This window comes from Acidipila sp. EB88, assembly GCF_003858395.1.
In the GTDB taxonomy this organism is placed as follows: domain Bacteria; phylum Acidobacteriota; class Terriglobia; order Terriglobales; family Acidobacteriaceae; genus EB88.
This window is the reverse complement of record NZ_QWEV01000005.1, coordinates 3036905-3055175: the sequence shown is the minus strand read 5'-3', so window position 1 is coordinate 3055175 and position 18271 is coordinate 3036905. Positions and strand designations below refer to the sequence as shown.

Genomic DNA, 18271 nt, shown 5'->3' with positions numbered 1-18271 from the left:
GGACGCGGCCCCCACGGTCATCGAGCATGATCGAGAGCGTGCAGGACCAGGTGCGGACACGCGCGATAGCACATGGCTTTGCCATCGCCGGCATCGCCCCGCTGCCTCGCCTCGGCTCCGCCGATGCGTCGACCCGGGAGGACTACTTCCGCGACTGGATCGCGCAGGGCCACGCCGGGGAGATGGAGTACCTGAAGCGACAGGACGCCCTGGGCCGCTACCTTCGCAGCGCGGTCGAGGTTGCCGTGCCCTGGGCGCGATCGATCGTGGTCTGCGCCGCGCCCTATGGCGGTGGTCCCGAGCATCCACTTTCGACCGACCCGGCGCCTGCAGGCACGGGCTGGATCGGTCGCTATGCGTGGTCCGGGCGGCAGGCCGCAGACGGACAGCTAGCGCCTTCGGATTACCACAAGGTCCTGCTGCGCAGGCTCAAAGCACTCGAAGCAGACCTGAAGGAATCGCTTGGCAGCCTAGACGATGCAGGCGCGGAGGGCTTCCAATCGTGGGCCTACGTCGACACGGGCCCCATGATCGAGCGGGCTTTCAGCGCAATGGCAGGGGTGGGCTGGACGGGCAAGAACGTCTGCACGCTCAACCAGGAGCTGGGTTCGTTCTTCTTCCTGGGAGTGATCCTGCTCAGCACGGAACTCGCGCCGGAGCAGCGTGCCGAGCTGCCGGCGGATCGGTGCGGCTCGTGTACGCGCTGCCTTGACGCCTGCCCGACCGACGCGCTGGTCGCGCCGCACCAGATGAACGCCAGCCGCTGCATCGCATATCTGACGATCGAGAAACGCGGCTCGATCGACCCCGCACTGCGGGCAGGCATGGGGCGCCAGATCTTTGGCTGCGATATCTGCCAGGACGTGTGCCCGTGGAACCACCGGGCACGCCGGGGTGCACAGCCGCTGACCCTGGTGAAGGACACAGAGCTGGTGCCACGCGCACTGCTGATCAATCCTTCCCTCGCGGCGATGGCAGCGCTCTCCGAACCTGAGTGGGAGAAGCTCTTCTTCGGCTCGCCCGTCAAGCGGGCGCGGTACAGCGGCTTTCGCCGCAACGTGGCAATCGCCATGGGCAACAGCGGCGACCCCGCGTTGTTGCCGCAGCTGGAGCTCTTGGCAGCCCAGGAGCAGGACGAAACGCTGCGCGAAACTGCACTCTGGGCCATAGATCGGCTTCACACGTTGCAAGGCGAGCCCAGCTCCGGCCGCCGTCTCAGCCTTCCGCACGACCATACCGCAAAGTGACCAAAGTGAAACACAAGCTCCGAAATGACCCGCGTTGCCAGCATCCAGCCGGCAGAGGCCGCATCCTACGCAGTTGATACGCCGCACCAGCCCTCGCCTGTATTCGCACCCGCTCGAAATTGTCTGCTCGTCACCGCCTGAAATCATGTTTCCTTCGAAAGGGCTTCTCCCTTGATCGCTCGCTTCCTCCTGCAACACGCAACCGCAGCCTCGGCTACCCGTCGCAGCACCGCGCTCTCCGCCGCCTCCCTTGCCGTGCTGCTCGCGCTCGCAGGGTGCCACACGCACACCGCCGGAAGCGGCACCACCAGCTCCACCGCAAGTGCACCGGCAACCGACCACGCGAAGAACGACGCAATGGAGCAGGCGCTGCATGCGGATGTGGCAGCAGCACAGCTTGCCTCGCTGCACTGGCCAAACTTCTCTGACTACAAAACACTGGTCCAGAGCTTCTATGACCAGCGCGGATGGGACCCGGCATGGGTGGACGACCACAAGCCGACCAAGCAGGCCCTGGCGCTCACCAGGCTGTTCGCCATGAGCGCGAGCAAGGGATTGAACCCGGATGACTACGACGCCTCCCTCTGGCAGGATCGCCTCGCAAAGCTGGCAGGGGCAAGCGACCAGCAGGTCGCCGACTTCGATACGGCGATGACAGTCAGCGCGATGCGCTACGTATCCGATCTCCACATTGGCCGCGTGAACCCGCAGCACTTTTCGTTCGGGGTGAGCGTGCAGACCAAGAAGTACGATCTGCCGAACTTCATGGTGCAGCAGGTGGTTGCCGCCGGCGACATGGATGACGCCATGAAGGGCGTGGAGCCTGACTCAGACGGCTACCGGGACACGGTCAAGGCTTTGAACCACTACCAGGACCTGGCCAAGCAGGTCGGTGACGCAGCGCCTCTCCCGGTGCCAACGAAGCCACTGACCCCCGGCGCCCCTTACGCCGGCGCGGATGCCCTGAGCAAGCAGCTTGCCATGCTGGGTGACATGGACGGTGGAAGCACCGCACCTGCAAACAGTGCCAGCGGCGGCTACACCCAGGCCATCTCCGAAGGTGTGAAGAGCTTCCAGTCGCGCAACAATCTGGCTCCCGATGGCCGACTCACACCCCAGACGGTAGCCGCCCTGAACGTTCCTCTTACCGTCCGGGTGCACCAGCTCCAAGACACGCTTGAGCGTCTGCGCTGGCTCGCGCCGGAGTACCTGAACGCGCCCATTGCCGTGAACATTCCGGAGTTTGTGCTGCGCGCTTACGGCGACGATCACAAGGAAGAGTTCCACATGAAGGTCGTCGTGGGCCAGGCGATCCAGGACGACCACAAGACGCCTGTGCTGGTGCAGGAGATGAAGTACGTGGTGCTGCGCCCGTACTGGAACGTCACGCCGACGATCGTGAAGAAGGAGATCGTTCCCCATGTGAACGCCAACAAAGGCTACCTCGAGGCGAAGAACTTCGAGGTGGTGGATCGCACGGGCAAGCTGGTCGAGAACTGGAGCGCGAGCGGCCTTGAGCATGGCGAGTACATGGTGCGGGAAAAGCCCGGCCCGAAGAACTCACTGGGCCTCGTGAAATTCATGTTCCCGAACAAGCTCAACATCTACCTGCATTCCACCCCGGCAACCCAGCTGTTTGACCAGTCCAAGCGGGACTTTTCGCATGGTTGCGTGCGCCTGCAGGAACCGGAAAAGCTTGCGGACTGGGTGCTGCGGGATAAGTCGGACTGGGATCCCGACAAGATCCACGACGCGATGGAGAACGGGGAGGACAACAAGATCGTGTCCCTGTCCCACCCAATCCCGGTGCTGATCTTTTACGAGACCGCGCGCGTTGGCGACGACGGTAAGGTGTACTTCTTCAACGACATCTACGGCTATGACAAGGACATGGAAGATGTACTGGCAAAGGGCGATCCCTTCCCCACCGCGCCGGAGCCGAAGAAGGTGACGGGCGACACCGCCTGAGCGCTGCCTCGGTATGAGGCGCGAACCAACAAAGAGGCCGGTGCATGCGCACCGGCCTCTTTGTATCTCGCGCTGCAAGCTGCTTACATCAGGGTCCACTTGCGTACCGGGCCCACATCCACATGCACAAACTGCGAGTGCGGATAGTAGCCGACGCCGCCGTCGCCCAGCGAAAGGGCAGCCAGATCGAGCGTCCGCGTCGGCACACCGGGTACGCGGATATCGATGGCCTTGGACAGCATGTGCTGCGAGTGCTCCGCGACACCCTTGGTATGCGTACGCAGGTAGTTGTTGCTCCAGGGCGAGCGGTAGCCACAGACGATGTCGATCACGCCATTGGGGCGGTGCAGCTTGTCCATGACCGCATGCAGCACGTCGAACTCATGCGGGTCGTAGTTGGCAGTTTCCCCGGTTCGATGGTCACGCAGGAAGTGGTTCAACATGGCGAGCGCCGAAGGCACGTACTGGTTGCCAACGCGGTAGGTTACGTCCAGCGACTCACCCGTGTGCAGGTGATGCATGTGCAGGTGGTACTGCTGCTGTGGAGAAGGTGCCGTGCCGAGCGGGGAGGGCATCATCTCAGCTGAAAGCCCCGGTGCCGCCACCGGAGCAGCGGCGATAGCCGTGCCTGCGGATAGCGTCCCTCCAACCAGCAAGGCAGCGAGCGTAAGGACTTTAGGCATTGCAAATGGCATAGCGAAGAGCCTCCTCATATCAACTTGTTGTGGCGAATGCGGCAAAGGTGTGTGCTGCAGCGGCTCAGCAGGATTCATGAGCGTGCGTTATTCCTCTAGTTTATCCCTGTTTGCGGAATGCGTCGCATGAATCGACGAAACCAGACGCGATTTGAGATGCCGAAAGATACTTGACACGCTTCATAGCTTGGAGGCGGATCTTTTCCAGAGGGATGTTGGTCCAGGATGAATAAGCAGTACCTTTGGTGGCTTCCCTGGTCCGCTGCCGGTGTTCGTCATTTGCACGCCGCTGCGAGTGGTGGAATCATGAGAGGGATAACCCAAAGCTTTTGCACGCGGGGACGGTGAAAGTCCTCGCCTTGTTCTGAAAGGAAGCTTCATGGAGCAGATTGTGTCGGATGCACTGGTTTTCTTTGGTGCCACGGGTGATCTTGCGTATAAGCAGATCTTCCCGTCCCTTCAGAGGCTTGCCAAGCGTGGCAAGCTGAAAGGGCCAGTGGTCGGGGTTGCCAAGGCCGGCTGGACGCTGGACGACTTGAAAAATCGCTGCCGCGACAGCATCGCCAAGCATGGCGGCATCGATCCCGAAGGTTTGGAAAAGCTGCTGAACTGCCTGCGCTATGTGGATGGCGACTACAACGATCCAGCCACCTTTAGCCAGGTTCGCCATGAGCTCGGGGGCGCCAAGCACCCGCTGCATTACCTTGCCATCCCGCCTTCCCTGTTCGTGCGCGTGGTGCAGCAGCTGAAGCAGTCCGGCAATGCAGATGGCGCCAGGATTGTGGTGGAAAAGCCCTTTGGGCACAGCGTCGAGACAGCAGCGGCTTTGAACCACGCCATCCACGAAGTGTTTCCGGAAGAAGCCATCTTCCGCATCGACCACTATCTGGGCAAGAACCCCGTCCAGAACCTGATCTTCTTCCGCTTCGCCAACTCCTTTCTTGAGCCCATCTGGAACCGCCAGTACGTCGAGAGCGTGCAGATCACCATGGCGGAGAGCTTCGATATCCAGGGGCGTGGCAGCTTCTACGACAGTGTCGGCGCGATCCGCGACGTCGTGCAGAACCACATGATGCAGCTGGTCAGCAACATTGCCATGGAACCCCCGCCATGCCCTGACGTGGAAACTCTGCGTGACGAGCGCGTCAAGGTCCTTAAGAGCATCAAGCCGATCACCGCCGACGATGTGGTGCTGGGTCAATTCGATGGCTACCTCGACGAACCGGGCGTGCGTCCGAACTCGGGCATCGAAACGTACGCAGCGATGCGGTTGAACATCAACTCCTGGCGCTGGCGCGATGTGCCGTTCTTTATCCGGACGGGCAAGTCGCTCAACAAGACCGCCACGGAGATCATCGCCAAGCTGCGGCAGACGCCTGCTGTGTTCTCCGACAAGCTGACCCCGCAAAACTACGTGCGTTTTCGCCTGAGCCCGGAACCCGTGGTGGCGATCGGCGGCTCCGTCAAGGAAGCCGGCGATGCCCTGCGTGGCTGCATGGTCGAGCTGAAAGCCTCGCAGCAGTGCGGCACCAGCGACCTGCTGCCATATGAGGAGCTGCTGGAAGATGCCATGCGCGGCAACCCGGTATGGTTTGCGCGTGAGGATTACGTGGAGGAGAGCTGGCGGTTGCTCGATCCCCTGCTCAAGGACCTGCCCAAGGTGCACACCTATAAAAAGGGCTCGTGGGGCCCTGAAGCAGCGAACGAACTGGTGCGCGACGTTGGCGGCTGGTTGAACCCGGTCTAAGGCCCGATACACGAGAAAGCCCCGTCATCCGGCGGGGCTTTCTCGTGTACGCTCTTGCCTTAAATCTGCGTGGATGTTCTAGGCGCCGCTCACGCGCCACGCCGAGAGCACGGCCGGGTACCGGTCGCGCCCGCGATCGGGATCGATCCAGAGGGTGAGCCCGGACACCTGGTGCAGGTCAAACGTATACTCTTCCACCTGTTGCGTGGAGCCTCCAGGGCTGAAGTTCCACCCCTGCCGAAGCAGTTCGCGCCTGGTTCCATCCGCGAAGCTCGCCGTGATCGCCCATTCCTGTGAGCGCTCGTGCCCGGCGTCCTCGACCTGCAGGAGGACGCGCCGCACGGACTGCGGCGCGTCAAAACGCAGGGTGATGGTCGCCGCGCCCGTGCTGGCGGCTTGCCAGTACCCTGCGGCGCCAGGCACCAGGGCATTTTCCACCGGGTAGCCGGCTGCCTCGGAGCTGACTTCGGCCGTGGCGAGTGTCTCAAGCGGGAGCCAGTTCTCCTGGGCATTCCCGGGGGACTCTGCAGTTGCGTCGTGCCCGGTGACCTGTTTTCTCATTCGATCTCCTCTTGCTCCGTCCAGTCTTCAGGCGGAAATCTGGCGCGGCAGTAGGCCTGCCTGTGCCACCTTGCTGCACGCGCCAAGCACAAAACGCTGTGCTTCTGTTCTGCTATAACAGGGTGACTCGCAGGCGGGTTCGCGTGGTGCACGCAGTGCGAACCCTCACATGAGACCTTACTCTAGTCTTTCAAGAGACAATTGAGCAGACTCAACCACGGTACGAGCAACCAGGCAGCATCCTGGTCGAATGGAGTTATGGCGAAAAACACTTTGCAACAAGCGCAGCCGATTCCCGCAAAACCCGAGCACGGCACCAGCGTGACCACCGCTTTCTACCAGATCCGCGAGCTGATTGTGCATGGCCGGCTTTCGCCGGGAACTTGGGTGGTGGAAGGCGACCTGGCGGAACGCCTCAACATCAGCCGGACACCGGTACGAGCTGCCCTGCACTGGCTGCAGCGCGACGGCTACGTACACGAGCACCGCACCGCGAACAAGTGCCGGATCGTGGTGGCGCCCCTGACCAAGGAAGACGCCGGGGAGCTTTACAGCATCATTGGCCACACGGAAGGGCTGGCGGGCCGCATGGTGGCGGTCGAGCCGAAAGGAGTGCGCCAGGCGCTTGCTTCCAAGCTGACGGCCGTCAACAAGAAGCTTGCGGGCGTAACGCAGAACTCCACCGGCAAAGGCTCCATTTTTGACCTCGACCGGGAGTTCCACTGCCTGATTGTGGAAGCCGGCGCCGGCCCGCGCCTGTTGTCGCTGCACCAGTCCGTAGAGCCGCAGGCGGAACGCTACTGGCGGCTCTATGCATCCTCCATCATGCATGACCTGCAGTTGTCCATCGCGGAGCATGATTCGATCATTGAGGCACTCGTCGCCGGGGATGCGGACGCACTCGAGAAAGCGCTGCAACTGAACTGGACCCGCGGCTGGGAGCGACTGAGCAAGGTCATTGATGTATTTGGTGAGCGCGGCAGCTGGTGAACTGACCGCTACGACACGACGCACAGCGGGACCCGAGCGGCTGTACCTGAGCAGGTACAGTGTTGACATGCACACTGGCACCGATTCGCAGCCGCATGCGATCCAAGAGATCAATGGCAGCGCCCTCTACCGCAAGATTTCCCTGCGGCTGATCCCGTACATGTTTCTTCTTTATATCCTGGCTTACCTGGATCGCGTGAACGTCGGCTACGCCGCGATCCAGATGAAAGCGGATCTGCACCTCAGCGACACGGTATATGGCACAGGCGCGGGTGTGTTTTTTCTGGGATCTGCCTTGTTCGACATCCCCAGCAACCTGATCCTTGCGCGTGTCGGTCCCCGCAAGTGGATGGCGCGCATCATGATCACGTGGGGCATCGTTGCGGCCTGTATGTCGCTGGTGCATTCCCCCACGTCGTTCTATGCGCTGCGCTTCATGCTCGGCCTCAGCGAGGCAGGCTTCTTTCCGGGGATGATTCTCTATCTCACCTACTGGTTTCCTTCGCGCCAGCGTGCCAAGGCCGTTGCCCGCTTCATGACCGCCACGGCAATCGCAGGCGTGGTGGGCGGTCCAATCTCGAGCACCCTGCTTGGCTTGACCGGGGTCGGTGGCCTTCGCGGCTGGCAGTGGCTCTTCATCGCGGAAGGGATTCCAACGATGCTGTTCGGCATCTCGGTCCTGTTCCTGTTGAACGACCATCCTTCCGAAGCCAAGTGGTTGTCGCCACCGGAGCGGGAATGGCTTGAGAACGAGGTACAGCAGGATCGCAAGCAGCTCGGCTCGAACAAGCACCACAACTTCATGGACGCCTTGAAGCTGCCTGCCCTGTACCTGCTGGCGATCGTGTTTTTCGGCGACCAGGTCTGCGTGTATGTGATCAACCTCTGGCTTCCGCTTTTCCTGAACAGCATGCGTGGCGTGAGCCACCTGAGCGGCGCCGCGATGGATCGCTGGGCGGTGCTGCCCTACCTCGTCACCGCACTTGCCATGGTGGTCGTCGGCTGGAGTTCTGATCGCTCCAACGATCGCCGCTTCCATGTGGCGCTGTGCCTCCTGTGCTCCGCGTTCGGGTTCGCCATGGCCACGCGGGCGCACTCGCTGGCAGAGGTCCTGGTTGCGTTTTCCCTTGCGACGATCGGGGTGTTCAGCCTGCAGGGGCCTTTCTGGACCTGGCTCACCAGCATGCTCGAAGGCACCGCCGCAGCCGGAGGCATCGCCATCATCACCTGCCTTGGAGGCTTTGGGGCTTTCCTGGGCCAGGTCACGGTGGGCCATCTCAGCGATCGCTCGCACAACTACACCAGCGGCTTGTTCACCGTAGCGGGCGTGGCGCTGGTCGCAGCAGCCGCGGCAATCTGTCTTCGCAACGGCTCAGGCACGAGCCAGGCAGGCCCTACAGCCAAAACGCTTTGACGGTAGCGCCCGGAGCCAAGCAGAATGGGGTGCCATGCATTCTGCTTCCGGGTCACGCGTCTTCTCCCCTCCAGCCCGTTCCACCAACATCAGGATTCGCCTTGCCGCCATGCTGTTTGGGGAGTACTTCATCTGGGGCGCGTGGTATGTCACGGTCGGTACCTGGTTGGGCTCCACGCTTCATTTTTCCGGTACCGAGATCGCGCTGGTAGCTGGTTCCACGGCGATCGGTGCGCTGGTGGCGCCGCTGATTGCCGGCAGCCTGGCAGACCGCCTGTTTGCCACGGAAAGATTGCTCGCAGTGTTGCACTTGTTAGGCGCCGTGCTCCTGTGGTTCGCCTCCGCCGCGCACGGCTTTATGCCGGTGTATGCCCTGGTGCTGCTGTATGCCTGTTGCTACATGCCGACCCTCGCGCTGACCAACACGCTGGCCTTTCGGCAGATGCGTGACCCCGGCGTGGAGTTCGCCCCGCTCCGTGTCTTCGGCACCGTTGGCTGGATCGTGGCAGGACTGCTGGTAGGCAGGCTGGCGCTGGAAGCGACGGCGGCTCCTTTGCGCATCGCTGCCGGCGCCTCGATTGTCATGGCCGTGTACTGCCTGACGCTGCCCCACACCCCGCCACTCGGCACCGGCGAAGCGGGCCTGCGCCGGATGTTTGCGCCCGAGGTGCTCGCATTGTTCCGCGACCGCTCGTTCGTGGTGTTCACCGCGGCCTCCCTGCTGATCTGCATTCCCCTGCAGTTTTATTACGCGTTCACCAACCTCTTCCTGCATGAAGCAGGCGTGCACAATGCCGCCGGCAAAATGACAGGCGGGCAGTTTTCCGAGCTTGGCTGCATGCTGCTCATCCCCTGGTTCTTTCGCCGATTCGGCGTCAAGGGCATGCTGCTGAGCGGTATGGCAGCGTGGGCACTTCGATACGTGCTGTTTGCGTTTGGAAACAACGGCAGCGGGATGAGCCTGTTGTGGATCGGCATCCTGCTGCACGGCATCTGCTATGACTTTTTCTTTGTGACCGGGCAGATTTACATCGACCGCAAGGCGCCGCTCGTGGTGCGCACAGCAGCCCAGGGCCTGATGACGCAGATTACCTACGGAGCCGGAATGCTGATCGGCTCGTACCTGTCGGGAGCCGTAGTCGATCACTATGCAATGTCGGGCGGCGTGCATGCGTGGCGCAGCATCTGGCTGGTCGCCGCAGGCTGCTCGGCGACGGTGCTGGCGCTGTTCTGGGCAACCTTCCATGATCGCGCCACCGAAACAGGCGTGGCCACCACGATTGCAGAGGCCTCTGCCGACGCACCCGCAACGCTTGCGTGAGCGGCGTCGCCGGGCGGTGCGAGCAGCGCGCCGCTACTGCCCGTCCTGCTTGAAGATCAGGAAGTAATCCTGGCCATCCGCCTTGGTGAAATCGTAGCGGCCGACGCGGTGAAAACCGGCTGCGCGCATCTCCTTCACAACAATGTCCTCGTTGAGGCCGTGGTCGCTGCCGTCGCCATTGCGGTCAATGATGCCGATGCGCGCGCCGGGCCGCAGCGCAGGCTTGAGATGCTGCAGCAGCAACTCCGTGTGCGCGATCTCGTGATAGACCTTGAGCATCACGACCACGTCCACGCTTTTCGGGGGCAGCATCGGGTCGTCTGCTGCGCCAAGCACAGCCGTGATGTTCGGGAGCTTTTCGCGGGAAGCCCTGTCGGTGATCGCGTGAATGGCTACCGGGTTGATGTCTTCAGCAAAGACAGTGCCGCCGGGCGCGACACGCGCTGCAGCACGTACCGTGAGCCACCCGGAACCCGCGCCGATGTCGGCAATGGACGTACCGGGATGCATGCCAAGCAGGTCAAAGACATGTTGGATCTGTAGCTTCTGGTCGCGGTCCTTGTACTCAAAGATAGACAGATCGCCGGAGTAAGGGGTGCTGGTCGCGTGCCCCGGGGGCTCTGCACTTTGTGCGTGCAGCCTGGCTGCGCAAGCACCTGCTGTGAGCGCAGCGAACAGCAACAAGGTCGAGGTTGCGACAGTTTGGCGGCGTCTGTGGAAACGTGCAAGCATGCCTGACATGTCTCCAGAATGCGCCATCCGGGTCTATGCTGTCTAAGCATTGAGCGCGGGCGCATTCGACGAGATGGCAAGGCAGGCTGGTGTGTCAGAGTTGCCGCGCCAGCACCAGGGTGATGTCATCTGGCTGCTCTGCCGTACCAATCCAACTGTGCAGCGCCCGCATGGTCTGGCTGGAGATCGTGCCCAGTGGCTGATTCTGGTGCTGCCGAATGATGGCCAGCAGGCGATCCTCGCCGAACTCACCGAACTCGTTTTCCGGCTCAGTGACTCCATCGGAGTAAGCCACGAGCAGGTCTCCTGGGTCGAGCGTGATGGTGGCTTCTTCGTAACTCATGCCGTCAAGCAGCCCAACCACAGAGCCGCCGCAGTCCAGCCGTTTCACCGAACCATCGGCGCAGAGCACCAGCGGTGGCAGCTGCCCCCCATTCGAGTACACCAGCCTTCGCGTGCTGCTGTCATACACCGCAACGAAAAGCGTCGCGTACTTCTCCGGCTGGGTGCTCGAGTACAGATGCCGGTTCAGCAGGGCCAGCAGTTTGCCCGGCGACGCAAAGGTAGATGCGGAGTCAGAGGCGGCTTGCGGGTCGGGGACCGCGTCCTCGCACGGCTGCAGCGTGTCGTCCAGGGTTTCGCCGGCGAAGCGGTACGCACGCACCGCCGAATGCAGCGAGGCCATCAGAAGCGCGGCCGAGATTCCCTTGCCGCTGATGTCGCCCAGTGCAAGGCACAACACACCTTCTTCGCCCACGATGAAGTCGTAGTAGTCCCCACTGACACTGCGTGCGGGTTTGCACACGCCATGCACCTCAAAACCGTGCAACGCGATGGGCGCATGCGGAAACAGGTTGTTCTGTACCTCCTGCGCAATCGCAAGTTCGCTTTGGATGCGCTCTTTTTCACGCTGTTGGCCAAGCAGGTGTTCGATAGAGCCGGCCATAGTGTTGAACGAGGTAGAAAGCGCGGCAAGCTGGTCACGGCGTTCCACGTGGATGCGGTGCGCAAGATTGCCGCGATCGATCTGCATCGTGGCGCCGTAGAGTCCAGCGATGGAACTGGTGATGGAGCGACTCAGGCGCACAGCCATCAGAAAAGCCAGCATCTCCATCAGCAGGAAGAAGAGCGCGATGCCAATCAGTGCATCGCGCACAATCACGCCGAGCCGCACAGAGCTGGCGAAGAGTCGCTGATAGAGCAGAGTGGGCCGCGAGATGACGCCGATCAGCGCTGGAACCTGCGCGCCATCGCGCCAGTTCACAAAGTGCGTGGGAGCGGTGAAAAAGACGCGGGTGTCAAAAAAGCGTGATGCCGGCACCAGCGTGCCGCCCTGCAGGCTGTTGAAGCTCATTTCTGACTTTGCATGTGCCGCCGGCCGCTGCGCGGAACGCGACGGCTCCGGCTCGTCTATCTGCGTATTGAAGCTAGGCGAAACCTTCACGGTTCCCAAGCCGGTCGCCACGTCGTTCAGCGTCGACTGATCGACCGGCAGGCTTGCCACGACTATGACGTCATTTCCGTCCGCCTCCATTTCTGTCACGGTGCGGAGAAAAAGCCGATCGTCATCCTTGACCACGCCTTTGAACCCTGCATGCAGCCATGCAGGCAGGGCGCTGTGTCCGAGTGGTGCATTAAACCAGGCCTGCTGTTGCTTCTGCTGCCGCAGGTTAGCGCCCGCCTCCTCGGTGCGCAGCAGCAAGGGATGGCCGTTGCACCAGGCGCTCAGGGCGAAGCCCTTCTGCTCGGCGACGGAAAGTGAGGATTCTTCAAACAGCGGAATGGTAATGGCATGTGCCTGCGGATTCTGCTTGAGAGTATGCGTGATCGGTACCGCAAAGGCATCGCCTGTGTTTCTGACCCGTACCAGGCTCTGGTCAAGCGCGACGATGGCCAGGCTGGTCGCAAACTGGCCGGAGAACAAGTAGGCGGCTATGGCGGCCAGCGTTCCGAACATCACCACCGGGGCGAGGCCCATCAGCAGGCACGTCACAATCAACCGGTTTCGCACGGTCCACAGGAGTCGATGTACCAGCCAGCGATAGCCAAGGATGGCGAACAGGATCACGAGCAGCACAAGGGAAAGCTGCTCCAGACCGGAGCAGAAGCCGCCGAACGCACCGGGCAACAGGCTGCCCGCGAACAGGATGGCTGCCAAAAGCAACAGCCAGAAGCTACCTCGCTCTACCCGGCCTACGAGTCGCGGACGGTGCAGTCGCTCAAACAGAGCGCTCTCGAATCGCCCCAGCCGATTCCACATCGTGAACATCCCTCACTGCCTGCAAGGCTGCAAGCACCCAGTCAGCGGTGAGTGTACAGCAGGGGTGGGCTCGCCCATGCCGCAAAGTCCTGCGCCTCCTGCTGCCGAGCACATTTGCAGGATGCAGCGGCTCCCGGCGCACGCCGCCGCCGCGCGGGACATCTCGCCGGTGCACATGCGGCACAGCAAACCAGTGTGCTCTGAAGCGAAAGTTGCGGGATCGCAGCCAGGTCGGACCTTGGACGATGCGCTTTGCTTTTCACAGGACCCCCAGGAAGGCGATCGTGCATCGGTTCTGGATTTCTGCGGATTGTGCACTGACCCATCCTGTTCCTTGTCGCGCAACATCGAAACGTACGCAGCATGCCATCAATGCTCGCCTCTGCGTCGAGCCAACAGCAGCGGTTTCCAACACGTCCTATTCAGTGCAACTAATATCGCTTCCCCGAGGTTTCACATGGGCTTGATTACACCGAACGATTACGACAATTTGCGAGCGCTCTACACCGGACAGCTTCGCTATCTGCTATCGACCGAGAACCAGACTGTTGCGGGGCTTGAGAGCATGATCAAGCATGCGCAGGACGAGCAATTGAAGCAGGCGTTTCAGTCCCACAAGCAGGAGACCCAAGTGCAGGCAGAACGGCTTGAGCGCCTGATTGCAGACCTCAATGGCGATGCGGATGACCTGAAGGATCCAATCATTACGGCCCTGATCGGGTCGGGCGTTAATATTACGCGGGAATCAAGCGAGGGCCCGGTACGTGACGCTGGCCTGCTTGCAACCGCCCAGAAGATCGAGCATTACGAGATCGCATCGTATGGTGCGGCCACGGCATGGGCCACAACGCTCGGCCTGACTGAGCATGCGGCAGCCCTCCAGAAGACCCTGGAAGAAGAGAAGCACTCCAACGAGTTGCTGAACAAGATTGCGCAGCGGACGAATTCCGAAGCTGTAGTTGCCTAGCAGAATCAAGGGCGTCGCCATCAAAGCGACGCCCTCCTTTACGGAGATTGTTTCCTGATGGTGCATCAGGAATGCTTCCACTCCTACTGTCAACTTCTCGCAGGAAGGCAAGACTCCGCTGCCTGGCGTGATCGCTCCCCCTGAGAATCCTGACAGCCTAAAGGCCGCTCGACTTGCGATCTCTTCAACGCTGTTGATTCGATACTCAACCTGGTCATCTTCGGGTGGGTGAGCCGAAAGTGCCCCTTCAGCAGCTTCCAAACGCTCCATGAAGCTGTGCCGCGAAGACATGGGTTACATGTTCGAATCCCGACCACGTGCAAGGTGTGCACGGGCGCTCTTACTCGTAACAGCTGCGCCACTTATCGACCCGCACGGCATAGATAACGCTCTAGGCTTTTGTTACCAGCGCGTCGCCAAGGCGGCATTGCGTGTCAGGCTGCCAGTCTCCGCTGTACAGTAACGTGCATCGTGTAAGCACCGCGGCGAGGCTTCTCTGTATCACGTATTCAGGCTTGCGCAGCATCTTTATCAGCACTATTCCAAGGCAGAACTCAGCAGGGACATGCTCGACTGAGTTCCGCTTTGTGTAATTCGTATTCATTTTGTTAGATCAAGGTGGCTTGTTGCATGAAACCTTGCATCCAACACCCGAGGCTGTGTACCGTCAAGAAGCCAGAGAGACTTAGAAAGAGTATGGAAGGTCGCACAAAGATTCGTCCCACAATTCTTTGCTTTTCCCATCTACGCTGGAACTTCGTATATCAACGTCCGCAACATCTTCTGAGTCGAGCAGCTGCTCACGCCGACATTTTTTACGTAGAAGAACCCATCCTGGTGGATGAAGGCGAAGCCTCGTTGCGCCGCGAATGCCCCGCCGACGGTGTGGAGGTGATCACGCCCCTCCTGCCATCGAGCTACAGTGCAGCACAACAGATGGACGCGCAGAGAGCGCTGCTGGATGCCTGGCTGAGCAGCCGCTCAACAGAGCACCTCATCCTCTGGTACTACACGCCGATGGCGCTGCTTTTCACCGACCATCTGCAAGCCCGCGTTCGGGTGTATGACTGCATGGACCAGCTCGCCGCGTTTCAAGGGGCTCCTCCACAACTGCTTGAGCAGGAGGAACGACTTTTCAAGGCTGCGGATGTGGTGTTCACGGGTGGCAGGAGCCTGTTCGATGAGAAGCGCAACCGCCATCGCAACGTACACCTGTTCCCCAGCAGTGTGGACGTTCCACATTTTGCAGCGGCCCGCTCCGACCTTGCGGATGCCGTGGATCAACAGGAGATCCCTCATCCTCGCATCGGGTTCTTCGGTGTGCTCGATGAAAGGCTTGATTGCGAGTTGCTGCAAAGCATCGCCGCTTGCAACAGCGCGTGGCATTTCGTTCTGATCGGGCCGGTTGTCAAAATACGACACGACTCTTTGCCACAGGCGTCCAACATTCACTACCTCGGCCAGAAATCATACAAAGAGTTACCCACGTATCTGGCACACTGGGACGTCGCCATGTTGCCCTTCGCGCAGAATGCCTCGACGCGTTTTATCAGCCCCACCAAAACGCCCGAGTATCTTGCAGCGGGAAAGCCCGTCATCTCCACCCCGATCCGCGATGTGGTGGAGCCATACGGAAGACTGGGGCTATCGCACATCGCGGGCACGGCAGAAGAGTTCTGCACCGCGATCCAGCATGCACTCGACCGGCCACGCGAAGGCTGGCTGTCAGACGTGGATGATTTCCTAAGCCACACTTCATGGGATCGCACGTTCGCCGAGATGTGGAATGAAGTCTCGAACATAGCAGCAAAGAACAACTAAGAAATTACAACAGGAGGCTGGCCGATGTTTGACTTCGCAATAGTAGGGGCGGGATTTGCCGGGAGCGTTCTCGCTGAGCGGCTTGCTACACAGCTGGATGCTCGCGTTCTTATCCTTGAGAAGCGTCCGCATATCGCTGGCAATGCTTACGACTACTACAACGAGGATGGCCTCCTGGTTCACAAGTACGGACCCCATATCTTCCATACCAACGCAGCAAAGGTGTTCGACTATCTCTCCAGGTTCACCGCGTGGCGGCCCTACGAGCACCGCGTGCAGGCAAGTGTCGACGGAAAGCTTGTGCCGATGCCTATCAACGTAGACACGCTGAACCAGCTCTACGGCATGAACCTCACGTGCAATGACGTCGAGGCATTTCTTGCGTCGGTCGCCGAGCCACGCGGGGCAATCGTGACCTCGGAAGATGTCGTGGTCAGCCGCGTGGGCCGGGAACTTTACACCAAGTTCTTTCGCAACTACACGAGAAAGCAATGGGGCCTCGACCCGTCCGAGTTGGACGCCTCAGTCACAGCACGTGTGCCGATCCGCAGCAATCGGGATGATCGTTACTTCACAGATCAGTATCAGTCAATGCCCCTGCACGGCTACACGCGCATGTTTGAGCGCATGCTGGATCACCCAAACATCCACGTAATGCTCAACACTAACTACTCCGACATCCAGGAAGAGATCTCATTCCGAACCCTCATCTTCACCGGCCCTATCGACGAGTATTTTGATTATTGTTACGGCCGTCTTCCCTACCGGTCATTGCGCTTCGAACACCAGACACACGACTGCAAAACCTTTCAGCCGGCGGCCGTCGTGAACTATCCGAATGAGCATGCCTACACCCGGGTTACGGAGTTCAAGTACCTCACCGGCCAGGAACACAATAAAACCAGCATCGTGTATGAATACCCGACCAGCGAAGGGGATCCGTACTATCCAGTGCCTCAACCACAAAATGCGCACATGTACGCGCAGTACAAAGCACTCGCCGAGGCACTCCCAAACGTGCACTTCGCCGGAAGGCTGGCGACCTACAAGTACTACAACATGGACCAGGTCGTCGCGCAGGCACTCGCGTTGTTTGCCAAGATTCAGGATCGGTTTGACGAGGTAGGGTCCTTCGCGATGTCGCGCAATGTGACCTCGGTTGGGACCGAATCAGCGATCGCGGAGAGCGATCTGCCGTCGCCTCCGGGCGCGGGCAGAGCGGCCTAGCGGGGTGCCGAGCGCGCTGGCAGGTACACCGACCCTCAAGCCCCTGGAAGTATGGGGCGGTGCAGAGTACACGTTGAACCGGGTCGGCGATCATTACTTTGATCAAGCGGCGTTGTCCGGGCATCGCGGGCGCGAGCAGGACCTCGCATTGTTTGCAGAGCTCGGTATCCGTTCCCTTCGTTGCGGTGTGCTCTGGGATCGATACGAAAGCGAGGCGAGTCTGCAGGAGATGGACGGGTATCTCGACTGCGTACGCGCACTCGGCATGCGCCCGATCGCCGGCCTGCTTCATCATGGCAGCGGGCCGCCGGGCACCAGCTTTCTTGATCCCGAGTTTCCGGAGAAGCTTGCCAGCTACGCCGGAAAAGTGGCCGCCCGCTATCCATGGATGTCGGCATACACGCCGGTCAACGAACCGAATACCACTGCTCGGTTCTCTTGCCTATACGGCTTGTGGTATCCGCATCTGCAGTCTACATCCGGCTACCTGCGAGCGCTGATCTGCCAGACCAAGGCTGTCGTGCTGAGCATGCAGGCCATCCGTGCGGTACGATCGGACGCGGAATTGATCCAGACAGAAGATTTGGGCCGTATATGGTCGACGGCGCCGCTTGCCAGCACTGCCGAGTTGATGAACCAGCGGCGGTGGCTCCCGTTCGACCTGCTCTGCGGTACGGTCGATACCCTGCACCCGTTGTTCTCTTACCTGCGGGTCAATGGCATCAGCGAGCACGAGATTCTCTGGTTCCGCGATCACCCGTGCCCTCCGCAGGTCGCAGGCATCAACTACTACGTCACCAGTGACCGCTTCCTGGACCACCGGTTGGAGATGTATCCAGATCACTGCAGATCGGCCGAAGGCAACTTTGCCGATGTGGAAGCGGTGCGGGCACGCGCCGAAGGTATCCAGGGGTATGAGGCCATCCTGATGGAAGCGGCCAGCCGTTACAACGTTCCGGTTGCGATCACGGAAGTGCATCTCGGCGACCGGGTGGAAGAACAGATTCGCTGGTCGCAGGGAGCATGGCAGGCAGCGCAGCAGGTAAGGAAGGCCGGCGTCGCGTGCGAAGCCATCACTTTCTGGGCCCTGCTCGGGTCCTACTACTGGGATGCGCTGGTCACGAGGGCGAATGGTCACTACGAGGCGGGCGCCTTCGACATACGTAGCGGTTCGCCTCAACCGAGTGCACTGGCCGAGTTCATTCGCCAGTGCGCGTCCGGAGAACTGCCGCCACGCAGCGGCAGCCAATCGCAACCAGGATGGTGGCATATGCCGGGACGGCTCCAGTATGACGCTGAGGCCGAGGCTGTTGCGTAGCGC

Annotated in this window: 14 protein-coding genes; 10 read left to right on the top strand and 4 right to left on the bottom strand. The window is 60.9% G+C overall.

The annotated features are described in order from the left end of the window. Window positions 1-26 precede the first annotated feature (26 nt). Window positions 27-1247: a tRNA epoxyqueuosine(34) reductase QueG gene (queG, locus tag D1Y84_RS13140; protein ID WP_124849103.1), complete on the top strand. Its 1221-nt coding sequence runs from the start codon at window positions 27-29 to the stop codon at window positions 1245-1247. 171 nt (window positions 1248-1418) lie between these two features. Continuing rightward, window positions 1419-3215: a murein L,D-transpeptidase gene (locus D1Y84_RS13135; protein ID WP_124849102.1), complete on the top strand. Its 1797-nt coding sequence runs from the start codon at window positions 1419-1421 to the stop codon at window positions 3213-3215. An 83-nt stretch (window positions 3216-3298) separates the two neighbouring features. Here D1Y84_RS13135 and D1Y84_RS13130 read toward each other — a convergent pair whose 3' ends face one another. Further along, complete coding sequence (locus tag D1Y84_RS13130) at window positions 3299-3898, bottom strand: DUF882 domain-containing protein (protein WP_124850131.1); 600 nt, start codon at window positions 3896-3898, stop codon at window positions 3299-3301. A gap of 391 nt (window positions 3899-4289) precedes the next feature. Here D1Y84_RS13130 and zwf point away from each other — a divergent pair, with 391 nt between their 5' ends. Continuing rightward, the gene (gene zwf, locus D1Y84_RS13125) at window positions 4290-5657 is read left to right on the top strand and encodes a glucose-6-phosphate dehydrogenase (RefSeq protein ID WP_124849101.1); all 1368 of its coding nucleotides are present in this window, start codon (window positions 4290-4292) and stop codon (window positions 5655-5657) included. Window positions 5658-5735: 78 nt separating this feature from the next. On the opposite strand, the gene D1Y84_RS13120 is transcribed toward zwf, so the two are convergent. Beyond that, a complete protein-coding gene (locus D1Y84_RS13120) occupies window positions 5736-6218 on the bottom strand; it encodes a hypothetical protein (RefSeq protein ID WP_124849100.1) in 483 nt (160 codons plus the stop codon). Between the two features lie 258 nt (window positions 6219-6476). Between D1Y84_RS13120 and D1Y84_RS13115 the strand changes: the two genes are divergently transcribed. The 3 genes from D1Y84_RS13115 to D1Y84_RS13105 all read left to right on the top strand — a co-directional run bounded on the left by D1Y84_RS13115 (window position 6477) and on the right by D1Y84_RS13105 (window position 9943). Then, window positions 6477-7208: a GntR family transcriptional regulator gene (locus D1Y84_RS13115; protein WP_124849099.1), complete on the top strand. Its 732-nt coding sequence runs from the start codon at window positions 6477-6479 to the stop codon at window positions 7206-7208. A 67-nt stretch (window positions 7209-7275) separates the two neighbouring features. Further along, window positions 7276-8622 carry an MFS transporter gene (locus D1Y84_RS13110; RefSeq protein WP_124849098.1) on the top strand — a complete coding sequence of 449 codons (1347 nt, stop codon included), beginning with the start codon at window positions 7276-7278 and terminating at the stop codon, window positions 8620-8622. A 34-nt stretch (window positions 8623-8656) separates the two neighbouring features. Beyond that, window positions 8657-9943: a nucleoside permease gene (locus D1Y84_RS13105; RefSeq protein ID WP_124849097.1), complete on the top strand. Its 1287-nt coding sequence runs from the start codon at window positions 8657-8659 to the stop codon at window positions 9941-9943. A gap of 33 nt (window positions 9944-9976) precedes the next feature. On the opposite strand, the gene D1Y84_RS13100 is transcribed toward D1Y84_RS13105, so the two are convergent. After that, a complete protein-coding gene (locus D1Y84_RS13100; RefSeq protein WP_233581396.1) occupies window positions 9977-10675 on the bottom strand; it encodes a class I SAM-dependent methyltransferase in 699 nt (232 codons plus the stop codon). Window positions 10676-10769: 94 nt separating this feature from the next. Then, complete coding sequence (locus tag D1Y84_RS13095; RefSeq protein ID WP_158615470.1) at window positions 10770-12833, bottom strand: PP2C family protein-serine/threonine phosphatase; 2064 nt, start codon at window positions 12831-12833, stop codon at window positions 10770-10772. Window positions 12834-13392: 559 nt separating this feature from the next. On the opposite strand from D1Y84_RS13095, the gene D1Y84_RS17975 reads away from it, so the two are divergent. From D1Y84_RS17975 to D1Y84_RS13080, 4 genes are all read left to right on the top strand, one after another. Further along, a complete protein-coding gene (locus D1Y84_RS17975) occupies window positions 13393-13902 on the top strand; it encodes a ferritin-like domain-containing protein (protein ID WP_158615469.1) in 510 nt (169 codons plus the stop codon). Between the two features lie 618 nt (window positions 13903-14520). Further along, window positions 14521-15723 carry a glycosyltransferase family 1 protein gene (locus tag D1Y84_RS18195; RefSeq protein WP_233581395.1) on the top strand — a complete coding sequence of 401 codons (1203 nt, stop codon included), beginning with the start codon at window positions 14521-14523 and terminating at the stop codon, window positions 15721-15723. Between the two features lie 24 nt (window positions 15724-15747). Continuing rightward, window positions 15748-16950 (top strand): UDP-galactopyranose mutase, encoded by a 1203-nt coding sequence (glf, locus tag D1Y84_RS18190; RefSeq protein WP_199726408.1) that lies wholly within the window; start codon window positions 15748-15750, stop codon window positions 16948-16950. Window positions 16951-16954: 4 nt separating this feature from the next. After that, window positions 16955-18268 carry a glycoside hydrolase gene (locus D1Y84_RS13080; RefSeq protein WP_124849093.1) on the top strand — a complete coding sequence of 438 codons (1314 nt, stop codon included), beginning with the start codon at window positions 16955-16957 and terminating at the stop codon, window positions 18266-18268. The last annotated feature ends 3 nt before the right edge of the window (window positions 18269-18271 follow it).